We start from the raw sequence: 19,905 nt of genomic DNA on the forward strand, positions 1-19,905 counted from the left end.
GGAAAAAGTAACGTACAATAGCTAAGGTATGAACCCGAGTTCGATTTAAAAGCAGTGAAATAGGATCGCTGCGTCCCCGAAAGTGATCGGGGCAGGCTATTGCGAACCCTTTTGTGCTTGGGTAAGTGTGGGAGGAAAGGGTGTGGCAATCTTCTTATTATGAGATTCCCACGGCTTCCTTCTCGCAATCCTACGCAAAGCCCTGTTTGGCTCCAGACAAGCTCGGAATGACGTCCTTGAAACTTGAACTGAGATTATGACATAAGTTAGATGGAATTATGCAATAGGAATCGTAGTAGCCTGTCCCGACGACTGTGGGGAAGGGCTGAAAATACAAAAAAATCAGCCCCCGCTGCTCGGGATTTGAAATTCTTGCTGCTCGGGATTTGAAATCCCGAGCCTCCCATTGTCCTTGTTGCAAAAAGCTCCCCTAAACTTCTTGCTATTCGGGATTTGCAATCCCGAATACCCAATAAATAAGGATTTGTAATCCGCCACAACAACAATCTCTGCTATCCATCAACCATATCTTCCATTCAAACCAATACACTACCGATCCAGAACGTAAACATCAAACAAAGACAATCGATTGCGCAAATGTTAAAAAAACACCCTATAAAAGCCCCTAAAGCATTGATTGGAAATCGTTTTCATTTTCAAGGCCTTGCTTTTATCATGCAAAGAAAGTTCGTAAATTAATTCAGGCAATGCTCCAAAGAATATTTCACCAATAAAAGCCGTATTATACTTATTAACCACAATTGGGATTTGATATAAAAGAAAAACAGCAAACAATTTAATGACCGATCGTATAAAATAAGCCTGGTCACTTGCTTGGTATAGCAAGTTATATCTATATTACAATCGATTGCGCAAACACTCTAAACCCCATAATGATCGAAGCTCCTACATCTATACGTATTGATTCGGAGTCCAGGATTCCGAAATACCAGCAAATAGTGAACTCCATCATTGAGGACATTGAAAAGGGCAACCTGTCGGTAGGCGAGAAAATCCCCTCCATCAATGAAATCAGCGAGGAATACTACCTTTCCCGTGATACCGTCGAGAAAGCCTATAACCTGCTCAAGAAAAAGAAAATCATCGTTTCTGTCAAAGGCAAGGGGTATTATGTGGCCAGAAATGTTTCGCAATCACAGGTAAAAGTATTGTTTTTGCTCAATAAGCTCTCCAACTACAAGCTGCGCATCTACAATTCCTTTGTAAACAGCCTGGGAGCTGATGCCAAGGTGGACCTGCATATCTACCACTGCGAGCCGCAGAACCTGCTCAACCTCCTCAATGAAAATATCGGTGCTTATGATTACTATGTGGTCATGCCCCATTTTAAGGACACCGACCTTCATCATAACAATTATAACCATGAGGTGATCGAGGCACTGAAGAAGATTTCTCCGGATAAGCTGATCATCATGGACAACTACCTTCCTGACCTGGGAGACGAGGTGGCTTCGGTGTACCAGGACTTTAAAATGGACATTTACAAGTCCCTTAAAGAAGGTATTGCGAGACTGAAAAAATACGACACCCTGATCCTGGTCTATCCGGACAATGTCATCTACCCCTACCCCCGGGAAATCAAACAGGGCTTTAAGAAATTTTGCGTGGAATTCGGACTGAACTTCGAAATCATCAATACCATCTACCCGCAAATGGAACTGAACCCCAATGATGCCTATATCCTGATCGAAGAAAATGACCTGGTCAACCTGATGCGGCAGATCCGCGACGAGGAATACGAACTGGGCGAAGACGTGGGCGTCATCTCTTACAATGACACACCGCTTAAGGAACTGCTGGGCATCACCGTGATGTCCACGGACTTTAAGGTCATGGGGGAAACCGCGGCCTATATGATCAAGAAACGCAAAAAAGAAGTGGTTAAAAATGTCTTCAACTTCATCGACAGAGGCTCTATCTAGCCCTCTTATCCAGTGACTTCATAACAGTACAGGATAGCTTTGCCCCTGTACTTTTTTAATTTCACTGCTACCCAAAATATATTTGATATCATGTCCGATAAAAAAAACCTTGTCCAGAAGCTTGAGTCTGTCAATGAATACGAGAGAGAACCCATCCCTTCAGGAAAGCTAAAGAGCTGGAAAAGCTTTGTGGGCACCTATGCAGGAGAGCACACTGCTGGAACTGAATTTGTACTGGGCCCTTTGTTCGTGGCCCATGGGGCCAGCGCCATTGACCTGGTCTCTGGATTGTTAGTAGGCAATATCCTGGCTGTATTGAGCTGGGCATTTTTCACGGGAAAAGCAGCCGCCAAAACCCGACTCACCCTGTACTTTCAACTGGAAAAAATAGCCGGTAAGCACTTTACCATGATTTATAACCTGGTCAATGCCGTGGCATTCTGCTTCCTTGCTGGAGCCATGATCACGGTGGCGGCCACAGCGGTGGGCATCCCCTTTGACATGGCCATGCCCGCCTTGGATGATACCCTGCCCACCAGCATTGGTTTTGTCCTTACGGTTTTTGTGGTGGGGGCCATTACCACGGTCATTGCCATGTTTGGCTTTAACCAAGTAGTGAAATTCGCCAATATCGCCGCACCATGGATGATCATGATCTTTGTGGCAGCGGCAGTAGCGGTCCTTCCCCGTCTGGGCATCCACTCCATCAGCGATTTCTGGCCCGTGGCCAAGGAAACCATCTGGTCAGGCGTACCTTTGGAAGGGAAAAGCCAGTTTACCTTTTGGCACATCATGTTCTTTGCCTGGTTCTGCAATATGGCCATGCACATCGGTATGGCGGACATGTCCATCCTGAGGTATGCCAAAAAGTGGACCGCGGGATTTGCCACCTCCACAGGGGTTTTCCTTGGACACTATGTGGCGTGGCTGGCCTCTGGGATCCTCTATTCCCTGTTCTTGTTGGAATCGGACAACAGCCTGGTTTTTGCCCCAGGGCCTATTGCTTATGAAGCCGTGGGCATTGCAGGAGCCATCTGTGTGATCATCGCCGGCTGGACCACTGCCAACCCTACCCTGTACCGTGCAGGACTGGCTATTCAGTCCATCAACCCCAACTGGAAAACCTGGAAGGTCACCCTTTTTGTGGGCTTGATCACCACCATTGCCGCCTGTTTCCCGGCATTGATGATGCAGTTGTTGGACTTTGTTGCCCTTTACGGATTGGTACTTATGCCTCTAGGAGCGGTGATTTTTATCGATATATTCCTCTTCCCCAAGATGGGTCTCAAGTCCAATTTTGCGGAATTCAGCAAGCGAAACTTTAACCCTGCAGTGGGCATCACCTGGTTGCTTACCTTGATATTCTGCTTAGGACTTAACTTCTTCGGAGAAGTGGAAATCTTCTTCCTTGGTCTTCCGGGATGGTTTGTAGCGGTGGTCGTTTATGTTATCAGCAGCAAACTGATCCAGAAAAACAGTTCCCCGGCTCCTGTAATGGAGCCCAAAGTCAAAAAAGAAGTTCCCATTTCCTAAAATAACCTGTCATGAACACGCTATTTAAAATCATATCCTTCATTGCCCTGGGGCTTACCCTAATCCCCTCATTTCTGGTCTTCACCGGAACGATTACAGCGGACCAATGCAAAAACCTGATGTTTGCCGGCACGGTAGCCTGGTTTATTACCGCCCCCAAATGGATGAACAAAAAAACAGAAGAGGTCGAAGCATGACCTCTTTTTTTTATAAATGCTGACTAAACACAATTCTCTGAATTTCCGCGTTGTTACCACGCATGAAATTCTCCGATAATTCATTGAGTTGCTTTGAATCCATTAAGAATTAATTCGTGTAATTCGTGGACACCTTCTTGGGATTTTCGTTTACCGGCGCAAACCGAAAGTGCCAGGACCCTAATCATTCCACAAAAAGAAAATTCGTGTAAATCCGTGTAATTCGTGGACCTATATCATAAATCAAACAGAACCTTTTAAATCTTCTTCAAACCCTTTACTTTTAACAGTTTGAAAAAATGGAACAACCCATAACCTAGACCCTATGTTAAAGAAAAAACACCTGGCCGTGCTGTTATTGCTTATGGCCCCTTTATTTTCCATGGCCCAACAAGAAACTTTTGATCTTTACGAGGATGAAGCCCCCAACACCAAAAGTCTACTGCAAAGTGACAGTATCGGAAACGGTGGACGCATCACCAAAGTGGCCATTCCCCAATTAACGGTCTATAAACCTCAAAATAATAACCAAAACGGCAAAGCACTCCTGATCTGTCCGGGTGGCGGCTATGGAATCATCGCCATACAACACGAGGGCTATCAGATTGCCCGTTGGTACAGTGAGCAAGGCTATACTGCTGCAGTGCTGAAATACCGCCTTCCCCAAGAAGACCTGCTGCATGCCTCTTGGGAAGTCCCGCTGATGGATGCTGAAGAAGGCATTAGGTTTTTGAGAAAAAATGCGGAGCAATGGGGATATTCAGCCGATAAAATCGGCGTACTGGGATTTTCCGCAGGAGGCCACCTTGCCTCCTCGGTTTCTGTACACCACCATCCAGCTGAAGGAAATCGGGTCAGTTCCAAACCCAATTTCAGTGTTTTGGTCTATCCCGTCATCAGCATGGACACCACCATTACCCACCAGGGCTCAAGAAAAAACCTGTTGGGAGAGAAACTGGGAACAGAGCTGGAATCCTATTTCTCCAACGAAACACAGGTAAACAAGGACACCCCTCCCGCCTTTTTGGTGCATTCCTGGGACGACCGCGCGGTGCCTGCAGAGAATTCCATCCGATACGCCAAAGCACTTCAAGAACAGGGAACTCCTGTGGAACTCCACTTATTCGAAAAGGGAGGCCACGGATATGGCAGTGGAAATACCGAACGGCATGGCAATGCCGCCAAATGGCTGGAATTAAGCAGCCAGTGGATTACTGACCTGTTTGACTAAACCCAAACTTTCTGGGTATTGGGCAGCCCCCTGTGGGCATATACCCTTCTCAGTCTACTTTTAGGATATTCAGATAAGCTGTTTACAAAATCTGATTATCCGCATTGTTACCACAATTGAAATTTTCCAATAATTCGTTGGGTTTCTTTGAATCTATTAAAAATTAACTGTGTATCCGCAAAGACACCAGTAGCTCTAAGTTAGCAAACCATCTCTCACAGAATGCACAGAAACCCACAGAAAAGGTTTTTTAATTCCGTGAAATTCTGTGGAATCTGTGAGAAATAAATTTGCTGGTGTAATTCCTGATAACCGTAAAAATTAATTCGTGCTAACCTGTCTAGCGCCAGATAGATCCGTGCTAATTCGTGGACACCTTCTTGATATTTTCGTTTGCTGGCATAATTGCGAATATTCATATTACAAAAAACACCAAACAGCATTTCTATAAAAACTGTCCAAAAAATTTGCATACTTTAGCAATCAATCATTATATTGCAAAGCGTGAAAGAAGAGATATTTTAATTTCTTTTTTCATACACCTTTAGTATATCCTCTTCCTTTTAGGATATTTTAAAGTCAACCGGACCAAAAACCGGATTACGAGTTGTTAACCCTAAGCTCAGAAGTTCAAACTTTTTCTCTTTGCAGGTCTTACGACCTTACAAGGACAGTATTGTATAACATTGAACCCTTAGTATTAACCAACTCCGTAAGATTATGACTTTAGTTGCAAACGGCCTCTTTTTACAGATCGACAGTGAATCCAGGATTCCCAAGTATCAACAGATCGTAGATTCCATTATCAAAAACATTGAAAATGACTATTTAAAAGTAGGTGAAAAACTCCCCTCCATCAATGAGATCAGTGAGGAATATTACCTCAGCCGTGACACGGTGGTCAGGGCTTATAACCTGCTCAGGGAGAAAAAAATCATCACCTCAGTAGTCAGCAAAGGCTTCTACGTCAACAAATCCATCAACAGCTCTACCAGCAAAACCCTTTTTATACTCAATAAACTTAGTAACTATAAGCTAGAAATCTACAATACCTTTGTCAACAGCATGGGCTCAGGCAGCCAGGTGGACCTACAGGTTTACCATTGTGACCCAAAACTCTTGATCAATATACTGGAGGAAAACATGAACGCCTACGATTACTTTGTGGTCATGCCCCACTTCAAAAATGAACAGTCCAAGCATTCCAATTATGATGAAAATGTACTTTCCTGTCTTAAAAGGATTCCAAAAGACAAACTGGTCATCATGGACAATTACCTTCCTAGTCTGGGTGATGAAGTGGCCTGCATCTACCAGGACTTTAAATCGGATATTTACAATGCCTTAAATGAGGCCAAGTCACAGCTTGAAAAATACGACAAACTCATTCTGGTTTTCCCCAACAACCCTATTTACCCTTATCCCAAAGAAATCAAGCAGGGTTTCCTCAACTTCTGCAACAACCAAAAATTTGACGCAGAGGTACTGGACAAAATTTACCCGGACATGGAGCTCCAGCAAAAGGATGCCTATATTGTCATTGACGAAAATGACCTGGTCAGCCTGGTCAAGCAAACACGGGACATGCGCTATGAGATCGGAAAAGATATCGGGGTGGTTTCCTATAATGACACGCCACTCAAGGAGCTCTTCGACATTACGGTCATCTCTACAGATTTTGAACTGATGGGAGAATCAGCAGCCTATATGATCAAAAAACACAAGCAGGAAGTAGTCCCCAATATTTTTAGTTTTATCGACAGGGGCTCGCTTTAAAATCATGGTTCTACAAAACAGGGTTGACCGTTTTTCAGACAGCTTTCCTTTTCCAAACACGGACAACTCTGTTTTTTTATGCTTCTTTCCTCTTTTCAATCTTCCACATCTCACCTCCTGAATTTAATGGACACCTTTTAATAGAAGAGAGTGGATAATAAAACGTACATTTCTACTCCCCACGCACCCCCCTGGCCCCCTGAAGGGGGAAAGCCTGCGCTCAAACGACCGACTTACAAAAGTGAACTCTTTGCTGATAGGAAGTGGCATACACTTACTTCCCACTTCGTACTTCGTACTTGATACATTGTACTTCCTTCAATTATTCGACAGTAGACATTCAGCATTCTTCACTCCCATCCCGTTGGTTCTTAAAGCGTTTGGCAAAGACATCAACACCCTACACTTCCATACTTCCCACTTTGTACCTCGTACTTTGTACGTGCCTCTTCTCCATCACATTTCCCCCAGGCGTTTACCCTTACTATCTTTCAGCGAAGAATGCTTGGGAGAACCGATCACCTGTGATCCATAAATTCCTGAATGGCCGCTAAACAAATACGCCACCACGCAGGCCAAGCCCACATAGACTCCGGACTCAGCCCCAAAAAGTTCTATCCCCATCAAAGTACAGGACAAAGGGGTATTGGTCGCCCCCGAAAACACCCCAACAAAGCCCATGCCTGCCAGCAATGCCATTGGCAATGGGATAAATCCAGAAAGCATATTTCCAAGGGTGGCCCCCGTATAGAAAAGCGGGGTAACTTCCCCTCCTTTAAAACCTGCTCCCAAAGTCAGAGAAGTAAAACCGATTTTTCCCAAGAAAACATACCAAGGTAATTTGGTATCAAAAGCCTCTACGATGGTCGGCACTCCCAACCCTATATACTTTGTGGTCCCGATCAGAAAAACCAATACGGCCACCATAAGCCCCCCCACTAAGGGCCTGAGGGGGGCATAGCGAAATGCTTTCTTGAAAATTTCCGCCCAGAAATGCGTTGCTTTGGCAAATAGCCTGCCTGCTAAACCGAAGCTTATTCCAGCCGGAATGATCCACAGGACATTGACCAAACTTAGATCAGGAATAAAAGGAATATGGTAATGGGTATGGTGGGCTTCCCATAAATCAGCGCAGGCGTAGTCTGCGACATAAGCACCCAAAAAAGCGGGCAAGATGGACTCATACCGCACCCGGCCCACGATCAGCCATTCCAAGGCAAATATGGCCCCCGCCAAAGGAGTCCCAAAAACAGATGCAAATCCGGCCGCGACCCCCAAGGTAATGATGGCCTTGCGGTCGACCGGCTTCAGCTTAAACCACTTGGTAAACTGATCCGCTATTGCACCGCCCATTTGGACGGCCGTACCCTCTCGCCCAGCAGAGCCACCGAAAAGGTGGGTGGCGATGGTACCAAACAGTACCAAAGGCGCCATCCTAAGCGGAATGGGTGTTAGAGGGTTATAAAATTCCTCCAGCAACTGGTTATTGCCTTTGACCACTGAAGTCCCGAATTTGTAATAAACCCAGCCGATGACCAAGCCTCCCAAAGGCAAAAGAGCGATCATATATAGATGTTCCTCTCGGTAATTGGTAGCCCATTCCAGCCCAAAAAGAAAAAAGGCTGAGGCCGTGCCCACCAAGAGCCCAATGGTTATGGCCAAAACCAACCATTTGACGGTATATATCAGACTTGGAAGGAATTCGTATTGGGTAAATTTCTTGAAATGAATCAATTCGCGCGCCCTCTCCAACATAGGTATTGCAGTTAATTTTCAGGATTGTACATAAGTTGAAGCAGGAGTCATCAGCACTGAAAAAATCAGGGCGGTTAAAGGTGGTACCCCATCACCTGAGGCAAATATAGACTTTTTTCTTAACTTAAATTAGTGGATGTAGTTTATGGGTAAAACAGTAGTTATGAAAAACATACTTATTACAGGAGGATCAGGCCTTGTAGGAAAAAGGCTCACTAAAGAATTGGAATCGGCAAATTATCAAGTCGCTTGGATGAGCCGGTCACCTGAGAAACAGGAGCAGAAAAGTTTTGGTTGGGATATCAACCAAGGGACCATGGACGATGAAGCGCTGCAGTGGTCGGACGCCATCATCCATTTGGCAGGAGCTGGTGTAGCCGAAAAGAAATGGACCAGCCAACGGAAAAAAATCATCTTGGAAAGCCGGACCAAAACGGCCCAATTGCTTTTTGACCGGCTCAGGGTCTTGGAAAACAAACCGGAAATCATCGTTTCTGCCAGCGGAGCCAATTATTACGGGTTGGACAATGGGGAAGAATGGCTCAACGAAGAAAGTCCTGCGGGCAATGACTTTCTCTCCGAGGTGGTGGTCAAATGGGAAAAGTCCGTCAAGCAATTTGAAAGCCTTGGTCTCCGCACGGCCTGCCTGAGGACAGGCATCGTCCTGGCCAAGGACGGAGGCGCCTTACCACAAATGCTCCAACCGCCCATTGCTGCTCCTCTGGGCACGGGAAGCCAATACATGAGCTGGATCCACCTGGAGGACTTGGCCCGGATGTTCATTTTCGCACTTGAGCAAAATAATATCACAGGAAGCTATAATGCCGTGGCGCCGAACCCGGTCACCAACAGGGAGCTGACCAAAAAAGCAGCAAAAGTCAAAGGAAAACCTTATGTGGACATTCCTGTCCCCGGTTTTTTCTTGAAATTGATCTTGGGCGAAATGGCTGGCATGGTCCTTGGTGGCAACAAGGTTTCGGGGGACAAGATCATTGAGGATGGCTTTAAATTCCATTTCAGTGAAATTGACCATGCGCTTGAGGAAGTGTTTAGACGGGAAAAATAAGCTGCTTAAGCATGAATTTATCTGGGTAATGGCCAAAAGCTATAGCACGGACCTTCCCCTGCCAATCAAAAACCATAAAACCGTGCCCAGTAAAGGCAAAAATATGACAATAATGACCCAGATTAATTTGTCGGTGGAAGTATGGAACCTGCTCCGTACCACATCCACGATGGTAAAGATATAGATAATCGTTCCTATGATACCCAGTCGATACATTTCGCTTTTACATTTTAAATGTATAAAAGTACTACTCGCACAGTTTATTTTACCTTCGAAATGAATTTAGTTAATTTTTCCAAGAATAATTAAGGAACTTTGAATAGATACAAATCCAAACGCGCAAACACAATCCCTATGTTCAAAATAATATTGCCCTTTTTGCTGTTACTGCAGTCATTTACCGTCTTTGCCCAGGAGAAAATCCCTCTTGACTACTACCTAAAACCCGGCTACAGCTATAACCCCGATATCCCGACTCCCGAATCAGTACTGGGATTCAACATTGGGGAATGGCATGTCAGTCATGACCAGGTTTATATGTACATGAAGGAACTGGCAGCTGCTTCTGACAGGGTAAAAATAGAGGTAATCGGCCGAACTTATGAAAAGCGCCCGCTGATCATGCTGACCATCAGCCACCCGAACAATCTAGACAGAATCAATGCCATCAAGTACCAAAGGTCCCAGCTCCGCGACCCTTCTCAATCCAGGAGTTTGGATTTGGAAAACATGCCGGTAGTGGCCTATATGGGCTATTCCGTTCACGGAAACGAGCCCAGTGGGGTCAATGCATCCCTTTTGGCCGCCTATCACTTTGCCGCGGCCAATGAAATTGAAGAAGACCTGAAAAATACGATTATCCTGATGGAACCGGGGCTCAATCCGGACGGGATCAACCGGTTTGCCTCTTGGGTAAATTCCAACCGGAGCATCCACATGAACGGACATGCGGTAAACCGCGAACTCAATGAGGCCTGGCCCGGGGGGCGCACCAACCATTACTGGTTTGACCTTAACAGGGACTGGCTTCCCGTACAACATCCTGAATCAAGAAGCAGAATTTCCAAATTGCAAGAGTGGAAGCCCAATATGGTACTGGATTTTCATGAAATGGGCACAAACAGCACCTTCTTTTTCCAGCCGGGCATTCCCAGCAGAAACCATCCCCTTACCCCGGCAAAAAACTTTGAACTGACGGAAAAAATAGCCCAATATCACAGCAAGTACCTGGATGAAATAGGCTCGCTTTATTTTTCACAGGAGAGCTATGATGACTATTACTATGGAAAAGGATCCACCTACCCTGATGTTCAGGGTCAGATAGGAATCTTGTTTGAACAAGCCTCCTCCAGGGGTCATTTTCAGGAAAGCACCAATGGACCCTTGAGCTTTGCCTTTACCATCAGGAACCAGTTTACCGCCTCCCTCTCTTCTTTCGAAGCAGCAGTCTCCATGCGAAAGGACCTTAACAGTTATATGAGGGACTTTTACCTGGACGCCAAATCCGACTCAGATGCGGACACCAACAAAGCCTACATCTTCGGAATGCAAAAGGACAGAGGAAAGACCTTTCACCTGGCTGATATGATCCTCCAGCATGACATCAAACTCTACGAGCTGAAGGAAAACATCACCGTCAACGGTGTGGACTTCAAAGCGGAACATGCATTTATCATCCCTCTCAATCAACCTCAATACAGGCTGATCAAGGGCATGTTTGAGACCCGGACAGAATTTCAGGACAGCCTTTTCTACGATGTATCGGCATGGACACTCCCCATGGCCTTTGACATGCAATTCATGACTTTGAACAGCCGCATTCTTAATTTGGCCAATGTGGAAGAGGTAAAAAAAGGACTTCAGATGCCCAAAGGAAAAGTAAACGGAGCCGCCGGAGCTTATGGATATGCCTTTGAATGGACCGAGTACTATGCGCCCAAAGCCGCTTATATGCTTATGCAAAAAGGGTACAACCTGAGGGTGGCCCATACTCCCTTTGAAATCAGCTCTGAACTAAAATTTGAGCGAGGCAGCATCCTGGTGGATAAAGGGCGGTCCGGAGCAAGTGACCAAACCTTTTTTGAAGACCTTCAAACCGCCGCAAGCCAAACTGGAATCACCATCCATGGGATCAATTCAGGCTATACCGGAGGAATCAACATGGGCTCTCCGAGCATTGATGTCCTTGAAAAACCGGAGATTGCCTTGATGGTCGGAGATGGCATCACCAGCAGCGAAGCCGGCGAGATCTGGCATCTGCTGGACCAAAGAATGGAAATGCCCATAACCTTGGTCCCCAAGGAACTTATAGGACGAGCCGATCTTCATCGCTACAATGTGCTCATTTTGCCCAATGGGGACTACTCCAGTCTGCACGGGACTTCTATCGACAAACTTAAATCCTGGGTAAGCGACGGCGGCACATTGATCGCCAGGGGAAGGGCCCTCAGCTGGCTCAACCAGCATAAAATCGGAAAATTCACCTTTAAAGAAACTACCGATAAAGACAGTACCCTTCAAAAAAGTTATGCGAACCTTGCCAATGACCGGGGTTCCAAAGTTACCGGCGGGGCAATCTTCAACGCAAAACTGGACCTCAGCCACCCTCTGGGATACGGCTATCAAAGCGAGGACATCTATACTTTCCGCAACAATAACCAGTTTATGGAACCATCAGACAATCCATTCGCCAATCCTTTGGTCTATACCTCAAGCCCACTGGCCAGTGGATACATCCACCCTGACAACCTGGAGCAGCTAAAAAACACCGCCACGATCAGGCTTTCCTCCATGGGGAGAGGCAAGATCATTGGTTTTGTGGACAACCCTAACTTCAGGGCCTTCTGGTTTGGCACCAATAAACTGTTCTTTAACAGTATTTTCTTTGGACAGACCATCAATAGCAGTTCAGCCAGATAATCTGGGGCGTTGAATTTCCCCAAATTGTTGGCAGCATAATCCCTGCACCTAGGCCTCCCTTTGCTTGAGGAAGGGGAGGCTTTTTCCTTAGAAAAATGTTACCCCCATCTGCTCTGACTGCCTTCCTCTTGTCTTAAAGCAAATCATCACCCATTTTCCCCAATTATTAAAGGTCCTCTCCCCATCACCCGACATTGCCAATATTGATCCATTTTAAATAGTTTTGCATCTGCAAAAAGCACTGCTATTCTCTTCCTATTTTAAGGTAAAAAATGTAATTTGCGCCATCGTTTCCCCAATAGACAATGATTCAAAAATTATTTCCATTAGATAAAAACTACATCCTCAGACAGGCCCAGTCCGTACTGGAAGAGGAGCTTTTGGAGGTAATGGTAGATGAATTAAAAAGATCCTACACCCTTCTTTACAATCCATTGGGTCTGATCGACAACACTTATCGACAGATCATAGAAACCTTGAATTTCCCCAAGGACAGGATAAAAGTCATTTATGAGCAACTTTGTGGGATTTACCGTTTCAAGTACGGCTCCAACCAACTTGAGTTTCTTTTTGACGGACGTAGCCATCTGGACAAATACCAAGAAGACTGGAAGGAACACTTTATACTTTGGCTTAGGGAAATGGGCAACCATGAATCCTATGTAAAAACCATGCTGCGCATGACGGTACTTTATGACACAGAGAACCGGGCGGAGTTTGCCGAAAACCGCTGCAAGAGCTTTGTCAATGAGTTTTTTCAACTCAAGATCATCAAGAGAAAAGGAGAGCTAAAGCTTAAAATAGCTTAAGCCAGTATTGAGTAATTAGTATGGAGTCTTGAGCCCGTCCCTTTAAAAAAGACGACAGACTGTAGATGCCAGGCGCTGGATTTTAAACATTGGATAACTGAACCGGTCTGGATTTTAGGATGGTTCGGAATTTGAAATTCAGCACTACCATTGACAGAAAACCTCACTGCAAGAAACCAACATTTTGTTCAAACATTAAGAGATTGAATAACTTTGTTTTATTCTATTCGATTTTGTTGTCCCGTCATCCCGCTTAAAAATTGAGCCTCAGGCCCAACTTTTGCCGTGCCAGCGCCAAGCTCACGGCACAACCGGAAAAAATCAGAATATTATATCGACTGTCAATGGCAGGAGGCAAAACCTGAACAGCACCAGGATAAAGGAAATTTGGACAATAAAACTTTGAGGCCTCTGTGTAACCTTTGAGTCCTCCGTGGTCAACAACACAAGACCGATATGAATTACCCGAAATACCACAAGCATTCCCAGCCAATACCCATCCTATCCGTGAACTACTTCAAAGCCATCAAACTTTCGGTCGTAGCCTTCATCCAAAAGCATAAGCTCCTTTACCTCGGCCCTGGCAGGCCCTTCCCGTAACCACTTCTCCATGGCCTCCAATTGGGCATCGTTACCTTGTATGACCGTCATTACAGAACCATCGGATTCATTTCTTACCCAACCTTTTACCCCCAATTCACGGGCTTTATCCTGGGTACTTTTCCTAAAAAACACCCCTTGTACTTTTCCGATCACTTTGTACTTTTTATTCATGCCCTGTAGAACTTTATCTTCCTACAAATTTAAGAAAGATCAAATTCTTTAAAACCCCTCTATACATTCTTGCACTATTCTTTGTAAATTAAAGCTAATTGAAACAGTAATTTTGAAAAGTACCATTCAGAAAAACGCCCATTATCCAAACTTCCCTCAGGTCAATCTTGTTAATTGTTCTGTATGAAAGGTTTTAGATTCACAAAATACGTTCCGCAAAAGGATGCCAACAAAACCACCTTTGAGAACCTGCTGGAAATCTTCCTGCAGCTGGTGACCATGACTGGTGGAGATGTGGCAGAAGCACTGAGCTGGCTGACCAATATGGACAACCGCTACGGGCTGACCAATCCCCAATATGGTATCGGAGACTTTATTGATGAGCTAAAGGACAAGGGCTACCTTACAGAGGAGAACCAAAAGGGGGAGTTTAATATTACGGGAAAATCCGAACAGCAAATCCGAAGAAATGCCCTGGAAGAAATCTTCGGCAAGCTCAAGCGGGGCAAAGGGGGCCAGCACCGCACCACCCATTCCGGCCAAGGTGAAGAGCCTGGCACGGACCGACGACCATTTGAGTTTGGGGACGGCATGGAACAGATTGCCCTGACCGATTCCCTTAGAAATGCACAGGTAAATCATGGTTTTGGAGGTGATTTTCTACTTACAGAAGATGACCTGGAAGTCACCGAAAATGAATACCGTACCCAGACCAGTACGGTCCTGATGATCGACATTTCCCACTCCATGATCCTTTATGGTGAAGACCGCATCACTCCGGCCAAAAAGGTGGCCATGGCTTTGGCTGAACTGGTGCAAACCCGCTACCCCAAGGACACCTTGGACATTATCGTCTTTGGCAATGATGCCTGGCAGATAGACATCAAGGACATTCCTTACCTGCAAGTCGGGCCCTATCATACCAATACCGTGGCTGGCCTACAACTGGCCATGGATTTGCTGAGAAGAAGGAAAAACCCCAATAAACAGATCTTTATGATTACAGATGGTAAGCCCACCTGTTTGAAAGTAGGGATCAAATACTATAAAAACAGTTTTGGCATAGACAGTAAAATCCTGAACGAAACGCTGAAACTGGCCGCGCAATGCCGTAAGCTGAAAGTACCCGTTACCACTTTTATGATTGCCTCAGACCCTTACCTGAAGGAATTTGTCAAGGAATTCACCAAAGTAAACAATGGGAACGCCTATTACAGCAGCTTAAAAGGCCTTGGGCACCTGATTTTTGAAGATTATCGAAGAAACAGAACAAAACGCTTTTGAGCATGACATACCAGCAACTAAGCAGCAAAGATTTACTAAAAATAAAAACTTTGGGCGAACTGAAAGCCTCCGGATATCAACCAAAATCCATCAAAGAGGAGCTTCGCCAAAACCTGATCAGCAAGATCAAAGCCAAAGAAAATGTTTTTGAAGGCATCTGGGGATATGAGGAAACCGTCATTCCAGACATCGAAAGAGCGATCCTTTCACGGCACAACATCAATTTCCTGGGACTTCGGGGCCAGGCCAAAACCAGAATAGCACGGCAAATGACCTCTTTGTTGGACGAATATGTCCCCGTGGTGAAGGGCTCTGAACTTAACGATGACCCGCTTGCCCCATTAACGAGTTTTGCCAAGGAGATGATTTCTGAAAAAGGGGACGACACTCCTATTGCCTGGTTGTACAGGGAAGAACGCTATACCGAAAAACTGGCCACACCAGATGTATCTGTTGCAGACCTTATCGGGGACGTGGATCCCATCAAGGCAGCCACCATGAAAATTTCCTATAATGATGAAAGGGTCATCCATTACGGTCTTGTCCCCCGTTCCCACCGATCGATCTTTGTGATCAACGAGCTTCCTGATCTCCAGGCAAGAATACAAGTAGCCCTTTTTAATATCCTTCAGGAAGGAGACATACAGATCAGGGGCTTTAAGCTCAGGTTACCGCTGGACATACAGTTTGTCTTCACCGCCAACCCTGAGGATTATACCAATAGGGGAAGTATCGTCACGCCGCTGAAAGACCGGATCGAATCCCAAATCATCACCCATTACCCTAAAAATATCGAAATCGGCAAAAAAATTACCGCGCAGGAAGCCAAGGTGAATGGAAAACCCATGGAAAAAATCCATGTTCCCGGCTTAATGAAGGACCTGATCGAGCAAGTGGCCGTGGAAGCACGTGGGAGTGAATATGTGGATGAAAAAAGCGGTGTTTCTGCGCGCCTCACCATCACGGCCTACGAAAATTTGCTTTCCGCAGCAGAAAGAAGGATCTATCTCAATGATGAAAAAGAAACAGTGACCAGAATTGCCGATTTGATAGGCATTATCCCTGCCATCACCGGCAAGGTGGAGCTGGTATATGAAGGAGAACAGGAAGGCGCAGGCCTGGTGGCCTACAACCTGATAGGAAAGGCCATCCGAACACTATTTGCCCATTATTTCCCTACGCCGGAACAAAAGAAAAAAGATAAAGAAGGCAACCCCTATGTCTTGCCCCTGTCATGGTTTGGGGAAGGCCACCATCTTGACATCCTGGCCTCCCAAAGTGACAAGGAATACAAAAAGGCACTGCACCAAGTTCCCGGTCTGGAAAAGATCACCACCAACTTTATCAAGCACATGCCGGATAAGGAAAAGGAATTTTATATGGAATTTGCCCTGCATGGCCTGGCAGAATACAGCCAGATCAGCAAAAAACTTCTGGACACCGGCATGCAGTTCAAAGACCTCTTCAGCAGCATGTTTGACATGGGAGCCCCTGGTGAGGGAGATTTTGATGAAGAAGATTTGAATTAAACGTCCCTCAAGGTACATGAGAAAATCGTTTTCTTTACTTCTTGCCTTGCTTGGTTGGTTTGCACTTATTGCCCAATTCATATTAATGTTACAAACCACCACCTTGCCTTTTTCGGAAATGCTCGTGCGGTTTTTCAGTTTCTTCACTATCCTGACGAATCTAATGGTTGCCATCTATTTTAGCCGTCAACTCTTTCCGGATAAGCACAAAGGAAAAAGGATGTTTTGGAACCGTTCTGGAAGGTTAACAGCACTCACTGTTTACATAACAGTGGTAGGAATCGTTTATCAAGTTGCCCTTAGACACGAATGGAACCCTAAAGGATTGCAGAAATGGGTAGATGAGATACTTCACTCGGCTATCCCTATCTTGGTGATCATTTATTGGTGTCTCTATGAGAATTTCCCTCGAACCACCTTTAAAGCTATCCCTTTTTGGTTAATGTACCCTTTATGCTACTTGATCCTTGTCTTGTTAAGAGCAGAATTTTCCGGATTTTACCCATATCCTTTTTTAAAGGTCTCTTCAATTGGTTGGCTGGAGACGCTCTCCAATATTGGCATTTTGTTTTTGTTATTCCTTTTTCTCTCTTTTCTACTATTGGGGACAGGAAAGGCACTTTATAAAAGATTAAACGGAAAATCACTGCCATCATAAAACGGTGTGGGGTCTTACTTCCAACTAAAGCCGACAATAAAATTCTTTATTTGACTCCTTTTGCTATCTTTATTTCTTCTTTGGGAACGAACAATCACAAACCACATACATCATGTTTAAAAAAATCCTTTTTGCACTGTTAGCGGTTCTGGTAATTATCCAATTTATCAAGCCGGAAAAAAACACATCAAATGCACAACCGGCCCCAATGAGTGAAAAATACGCCATCCCTGAAGACGTGGAAGGGATACTTCAAAAAGCGTGTAACGACTGCCACTCCAACAGCACCGAATACCCTTGGTACTCAAATTTCCAGCCTGTGGCCTGGTGGATGGACGGACATATCCAGCATGGTAAAAAGCATTTAAACTTTGATAACTTCACCAAAGCATCAATTGCCCGCCAGAACCACAAACTGGAGGAAATCATTGAGGTGATCGAAGAAGGGGAGATGCCCCTGAAGTCCTACACCTCCCTTGGCATGCATGCCGAGGCCAATCTGACAGAGGACGAAAAAGCAAGCCTGACCTCCTGGGCCAAGGAACAAATGACCATGCTCAAATCCCAATACCCTGCGGACAGTCTGGTTATGAAAAGACGTTCCCAACCGCAAGCAGAAGCTCATTAAAATAGAAAAGCAGCCTATCCAACGACGTGAAACGGCTGCTTTTTTTATCTGCTATAAATATTCTATTTCTTTTTTAAGAGCTCAAGGTATAAAGCCTCTACTTTAGCCCGGGCCCAAGGAGTTTTCCTCAGGAATTTCAAACTGCTCTTTATGCTTGGGTTGTTCATGAAGCAATTGATTCTCACCTTATCACTGAGGTTTTCCCAACCATAATATTTTACCAGCACCGTAACAATTTGCTCCAACTTCACCCCATGCATGGGATTATTGGGTTGATCTTCCATTTAGTAAGGACATTTATATGAAGTTATAAAGATACTTGAATTAACTTTGCCCTATGGCACCTTCAAAGATAAATCAAAATACAATTTTAAAGCACCTAGGTTTTGAGCAACTCAACGACCTACAGAAGACCACGCTCGCTGCTGCAAAAACCAACTCCAAAATCCTGCTTTTGGCCCCTACGGGAAGTGGAAAAACACTGGCCTACTTGCTGAGTGTCCTTTCCAAACTGGATCAGGACAAAGAAGGCGTCCAGGCCCTTATTCTGGCTCCCACCAGGGAACTTGTTCTTCAGATAGAAAGCGTTCTGAAACAGATGAAGCTCCCTGTAAAAGTCAATGCCTGTTACGGAGGCCACCTATTTAGCATAGAGCGTAAAAACTTTTCTGTTCCCCCAACCATCTTGGTAGGGACCCCGGGAAGAATCAAAGACCATATGGAAAGGGGCACTTTCAATCCGGAGACCATCACCCAAGTCGTGTTCGATGAGTTTGACAAAGCCTTGGAACTTGGTTTTACCGGACAAATGAGCTATATCACCGGGCAACTTTATCAGGTAAAGGAAAAGTTGCTAGTTTCTGCCACCAATGGAATAGAAATCCCCTATTACTTGGATTTTGACGAACATCATGTGGTGGAATATGAAGGGTATTCCAGCCCTGATATTAAGATTAGAAAGCTAACAATGCCCAAGGGGAAAAAGCTGGAAGGTCTTTTAAAGATCCTGAAAAACCTTGTTGTCGGACAAAATGCAATTGTTTTTGCCAATTTCAGGGACGACTGCGATCGCATTGCCGAATTCCTGGAACAACATGGCATCTTCTATTCCCGGTTCAGGGGCGGCCTGGAACAGGATGAGCGTGAATCCCAACTCACTAAATTCCGAAATGGCAGTGCACAGGTGCTTATAGCCACTGACATTGCCTCAAGGGGGCTGGACATTCCCGACCTGGATTTTGTCATCCATTTTCAAATCCCCCCTCATGAAAACACCTTTATCCATCGCAACGGCAGAACAGCCAGAATGAAAGCTTCTGGTACCAGCGTGCTGCTCATGACTGAAAGCGATCACTTACCGGAGTACTTAGCCCACCCTCCGGAAGAACTTGAACTGGACCAGCCGGTTGAGACGGTCAAACCCGCCTTTGCCACACTCCACATCAACAAGGGCAAAAAGCACAAGGTCAACAAAATTGACCTGGTAGGTTTCTTTCTTCAATTTGACTTTTTGGGCAAAGAAGACCTGGGCCTGATTGAAGTAAAAGACTTCTTTTCCTATGTGGCCATCAGCAGGGAAAAATACCGAGAGGCCATAGAAGCTTCCAAGCACCAAAAAATCAAAAGAAAGGCAATCAAAGTAACATTGGCAAAGTGAGGATTGAAGTACGAAGTATAAAGTACGAAGAGACTGTAATCTAAACTCTGTCTGAGACTTTGAAAATCAATTAAAGTTCATAAGATAGAGATATGAGAGAAGAACAAGAATCAGCATTTAAGAAGAAAGTACTGGACCAGTTTTTA

The 19,905-nt window shown here is 45.1% G+C and carries 17 protein-coding genes and 1 riboswitch; of the genes, 13 read left to right on the forward strand and 4 right to left on the reverse strand.

Annotated elements, in window-relative coordinates; translation table 11 throughout:
* Window positions 1–893 precede the first annotated feature (893 nt).
* The 5 genes from ACYVAA_RS18415 to ACYVAA_RS18435 all read left to right on the forward strand — a co-directional run bounded on the left by ACYVAA_RS18415 (window position 894) and on the right by ACYVAA_RS18435 (window position 6,680).
* A complete protein-coding gene (locus tag ACYVAA_RS18415) occupies window positions 894–1,943 on the forward strand; it encodes a GntR family transcriptional regulator (protein ID WP_460544551.1) in 1,050 nt (349 codons plus the stop codon).
* 90 nt (window positions 1,944–2,033) lie between these two features.
* The gene (locus tag ACYVAA_RS18420) at window positions 2,034–3,476 is read left to right on the forward strand and encodes a purine-cytosine permease family protein (RefSeq protein WP_460544554.1); all 1,443 of its coding nucleotides are present in this window, start codon (window positions 2,034–2,036) and stop codon (window positions 3,474–3,476) included.
* Between the two features lie 11 nt (window positions 3,477–3,487).
* Window positions 3,488–3,673 (forward strand): hypothetical protein, encoded by a 186-nt coding sequence (locus tag ACYVAA_RS18425; RefSeq protein ID WP_460544556.1) that lies wholly within the window; start codon window positions 3,488–3,490, stop codon window positions 3,671–3,673.
* Window positions 3,674–3,998: 325 nt separating this feature from the next.
* Entirely contained in the window at window positions 3,999–4,904 is a 906-nt protein-coding gene (locus ACYVAA_RS18430; protein WP_460544558.1) for an alpha/beta hydrolase, read from the forward strand.
* A 720-nt stretch (window positions 4,905–5,624) separates the two neighbouring features.
* Window positions 5,625–6,680, forward strand: a complete 1,056-nt coding sequence (locus tag ACYVAA_RS18435) for a GntR family transcriptional regulator (protein WP_460544560.1) — start codon at window positions 5,625–5,627, stop codon at window positions 6,678–6,680.
* 456 nt (window positions 6,681–7,136) lie between these two features.
* Here ACYVAA_RS18435 and ACYVAA_RS18440 read toward each other — a convergent pair whose 3' ends face one another.
* Complete coding sequence (locus ACYVAA_RS18440) at window positions 7,137–8,435, reverse strand: voltage-gated chloride channel family protein (RefSeq protein WP_460544562.1); 1,299 nt, start codon at window positions 8,433–8,435, stop codon at window positions 7,137–7,139.
* A 34-nt stretch (window positions 8,436–8,469) separates the two neighbouring features.
* A riboswitch (Fluoride riboswitch) is annotated at window positions 8,470–8,540 on the reverse strand.
* 58 nt (window positions 8,541–8,598) lie between these two features.
* Between ACYVAA_RS18440 and ACYVAA_RS18445 the strand changes: the two genes are divergently transcribed.
* Complete coding sequence (locus tag ACYVAA_RS18445; protein ID WP_460544564.1) at window positions 8,599–9,501, forward strand: epimerase; 903 nt, start codon at window positions 8,599–8,601, stop codon at window positions 9,499–9,501.
* Between the two features lie 39 nt (window positions 9,502–9,540).
* On the opposite strand, the gene ACYVAA_RS18450 is transcribed toward ACYVAA_RS18445, so the two are convergent.
* Window positions 9,541–9,717, reverse strand: a complete 177-nt coding sequence (locus ACYVAA_RS18450; RefSeq protein WP_460544566.1) for a PLDc N-terminal domain-containing protein — start codon at window positions 9,715–9,717, stop codon at window positions 9,541–9,543.
* Window positions 9,718–9,855: 138 nt separating this feature from the next.
* On the opposite strand from ACYVAA_RS18450, the gene ACYVAA_RS18455 reads away from it, so the two are divergent.
* On the forward strand, window positions 9,856–12,420 hold the full coding sequence (locus ACYVAA_RS18455; protein WP_460544568.1) for a M14 family metallopeptidase: 2,565 nt from the start codon (window positions 9,856–9,858) through the stop codon (window positions 12,418–12,420).
* A gap of 305 nt (window positions 12,421–12,725) precedes the next feature.
* Entirely contained in the window at window positions 12,726–13,229 is a 504-nt protein-coding gene (locus tag ACYVAA_RS18460) for a hypothetical protein (protein ID WP_460544570.1), read from the forward strand.
* A 501-nt stretch (window positions 13,230–13,730) separates the two neighbouring features.
* Here the strand turns inward: ACYVAA_RS18460 and ACYVAA_RS18465 are convergent.
* Window positions 13,731–14,003: an acylphosphatase gene (locus ACYVAA_RS18465; protein WP_460544572.1), complete on the reverse strand. Its 273-nt coding sequence runs from the start codon at window positions 14,001–14,003 to the stop codon at window positions 13,731–13,733.
* 183 nt (window positions 14,004–14,186) lie between these two features.
* On the opposite strand from ACYVAA_RS18465, the gene ACYVAA_RS18470 reads away from it, so the two are divergent.
* The 4 genes from ACYVAA_RS18470 (at window position 14,187) to ACYVAA_RS18485 (ending at window position 18,102) form a co-directional block, all read left to right on the forward strand.
* Window positions 14,187–15,287 carry a vWA domain-containing protein gene (locus tag ACYVAA_RS18470; RefSeq protein ID WP_460544574.1) on the forward strand — a complete coding sequence of 367 codons (1,101 nt, stop codon included), beginning with the start codon at window positions 14,187–14,189 and terminating at the stop codon, window positions 15,285–15,287.
* A gap of 2 nt (window positions 15,288–15,289) precedes the next feature.
* The gene (locus tag ACYVAA_RS18475) at window positions 15,290–16,816 is read left to right on the forward strand and encodes a P-loop NTPase family protein (protein ID WP_460544576.1); all 1,527 of its coding nucleotides are present in this window, start codon (window positions 15,290–15,292) and stop codon (window positions 16,814–16,816) included.
* A gap of 16 nt (window positions 16,817–16,832) precedes the next feature.
* A complete protein-coding gene (locus ACYVAA_RS18480; RefSeq protein ID WP_460544578.1) occupies window positions 16,833–17,474 on the forward strand; it encodes a Pr6Pr family membrane protein in 642 nt (213 codons plus the stop codon).
* A 112-nt stretch (window positions 17,475–17,586) separates the two neighbouring features.
* A complete protein-coding gene (locus tag ACYVAA_RS18485; protein WP_460544580.1) occupies window positions 17,587–18,102 on the forward strand; it encodes a heme-binding domain-containing protein in 516 nt (171 codons plus the stop codon).
* A 62-nt stretch (window positions 18,103–18,164) separates the two neighbouring features.
* Here ACYVAA_RS18485 and ACYVAA_RS18490 read toward each other — a convergent pair whose 3' ends face one another.
* Window positions 18,165–18,386: a VF530 family protein gene (locus ACYVAA_RS18490; protein WP_460544582.1), complete on the reverse strand. Its 222-nt coding sequence runs from the start codon at window positions 18,384–18,386 to the stop codon at window positions 18,165–18,167.
* A gap of 53 nt (window positions 18,387–18,439) precedes the next feature.
* On the opposite strand from ACYVAA_RS18490, the gene ACYVAA_RS18495 reads away from it, so the two are divergent.
* Window positions 18,440–19,759, forward strand: coding sequence for a DEAD/DEAH box helicase (locus ACYVAA_RS18495; protein WP_460544584.1), 1,320 nt, complete (start codon window positions 18,440–18,442; stop codon window positions 19,757–19,759).
* Window positions 19,760–19,905 lie beyond the last annotated feature (146 nt).

This window comes from Echinicola sediminis (assembly GCF_054777495.1).

Excerpts from the sequence above, each read along its gene's own strand:
- ACYVAA_RS18480 (WP_460544578.1), top strand. The coding sequence starts at position 16,833 with ATGAGAAAATCGTTTTCTTTACTTCTTGCCTTGCTTGGTTGGTTTGCA.
- ACYVAA_RS18450 (WP_460544566.1), bottom strand. The coding sequence starts at position 9,717 with ATGTATCGACTGGGTATCATAGGAACGATTATCTATATCTTTACCATC.
- ACYVAA_RS18440 (WP_460544562.1), bottom strand. The coding sequence starts at position 8,435 with ATGTTGGAGAGGGCGCGCGAATTGATTCATTTCAAGAAATTTACCCAA.
- ACYVAA_RS18485 (WP_460544580.1), top strand. The coding sequence starts at position 17,587 with ATGTTTAAAAAAATCCTTTTTGCACTGTTAGCGGTTCTGGTAATTATC.
- ACYVAA_RS18435 (WP_460544560.1), top strand. The coding sequence starts at position 5,625 with ATGACTTTAGTTGCAAACGGCCTCTTTTTACAGATCGACAGTGAATCC.
- ACYVAA_RS18460 (WP_460544570.1), top strand. The coding sequence starts at position 12,726 with ATGATTCAAAAATTATTTCCATTAGATAAAAACTACATCCTCAGACAG.
- ACYVAA_RS18430 (WP_460544558.1), top strand. The coding sequence starts at position 3,999 with ATGTTAAAGAAAAAACACCTGGCCGTGCTGTTATTGCTTATGGCCCCT.
- ACYVAA_RS18455 (WP_460544568.1), top strand. The coding sequence starts at position 9,856 with ATGTTCAAAATAATATTGCCCTTTTTGCTGTTACTGCAGTCATTTACC.
- ACYVAA_RS18445 (WP_460544564.1), top strand. The coding sequence starts at position 8,599 with ATGAAAAACATACTTATTACAGGAGGATCAGGCCTTGTAGGAAAAAGG.
- ACYVAA_RS18425 (WP_460544556.1), top strand. The coding sequence starts at position 3,488 with ATGAACACGCTATTTAAAATCATATCCTTCATTGCCCTGGGGCTTACC.
- ACYVAA_RS18415 (WP_460544551.1), top strand. The coding sequence starts at position 894 with ATGATCGAAGCTCCTACATCTATACGTATTGATTCGGAGTCCAGGATT.
- ACYVAA_RS18490 (WP_460544582.1), bottom strand. The coding sequence starts at position 18,386 with ATGGAAGATCAACCCAATAATCCCATGCATGGGGTGAAGTTGGAGCAA.
- ACYVAA_RS18470 (WP_460544574.1), top strand. The coding sequence starts at position 14,187 with ATGAAAGGTTTTAGATTCACAAAATACGTTCCGCAAAAGGATGCCAAC.
- ACYVAA_RS18475 (WP_460544576.1), top strand. The coding sequence starts at position 15,290 with ATGACATACCAGCAACTAAGCAGCAAAGATTTACTAAAAATAAAAACT.
- ACYVAA_RS18420 (WP_460544554.1), top strand. The coding sequence starts at position 2,034 with ATGTCCGATAAAAAAAACCTTGTCCAGAAGCTTGAGTCTGTCAATGAA.
- ACYVAA_RS18495 (WP_460544584.1), top strand. The coding sequence starts at position 18,440 with ATGGCACCTTCAAAGATAAATCAAAATACAATTTTAAAGCACCTAGGT.
- ACYVAA_RS18465 (WP_460544572.1), bottom strand. The coding sequence starts at position 14,003 with ATGAATAAAAAGTACAAAGTGATCGGAAAAGTACAAGGGGTGTTTTTT.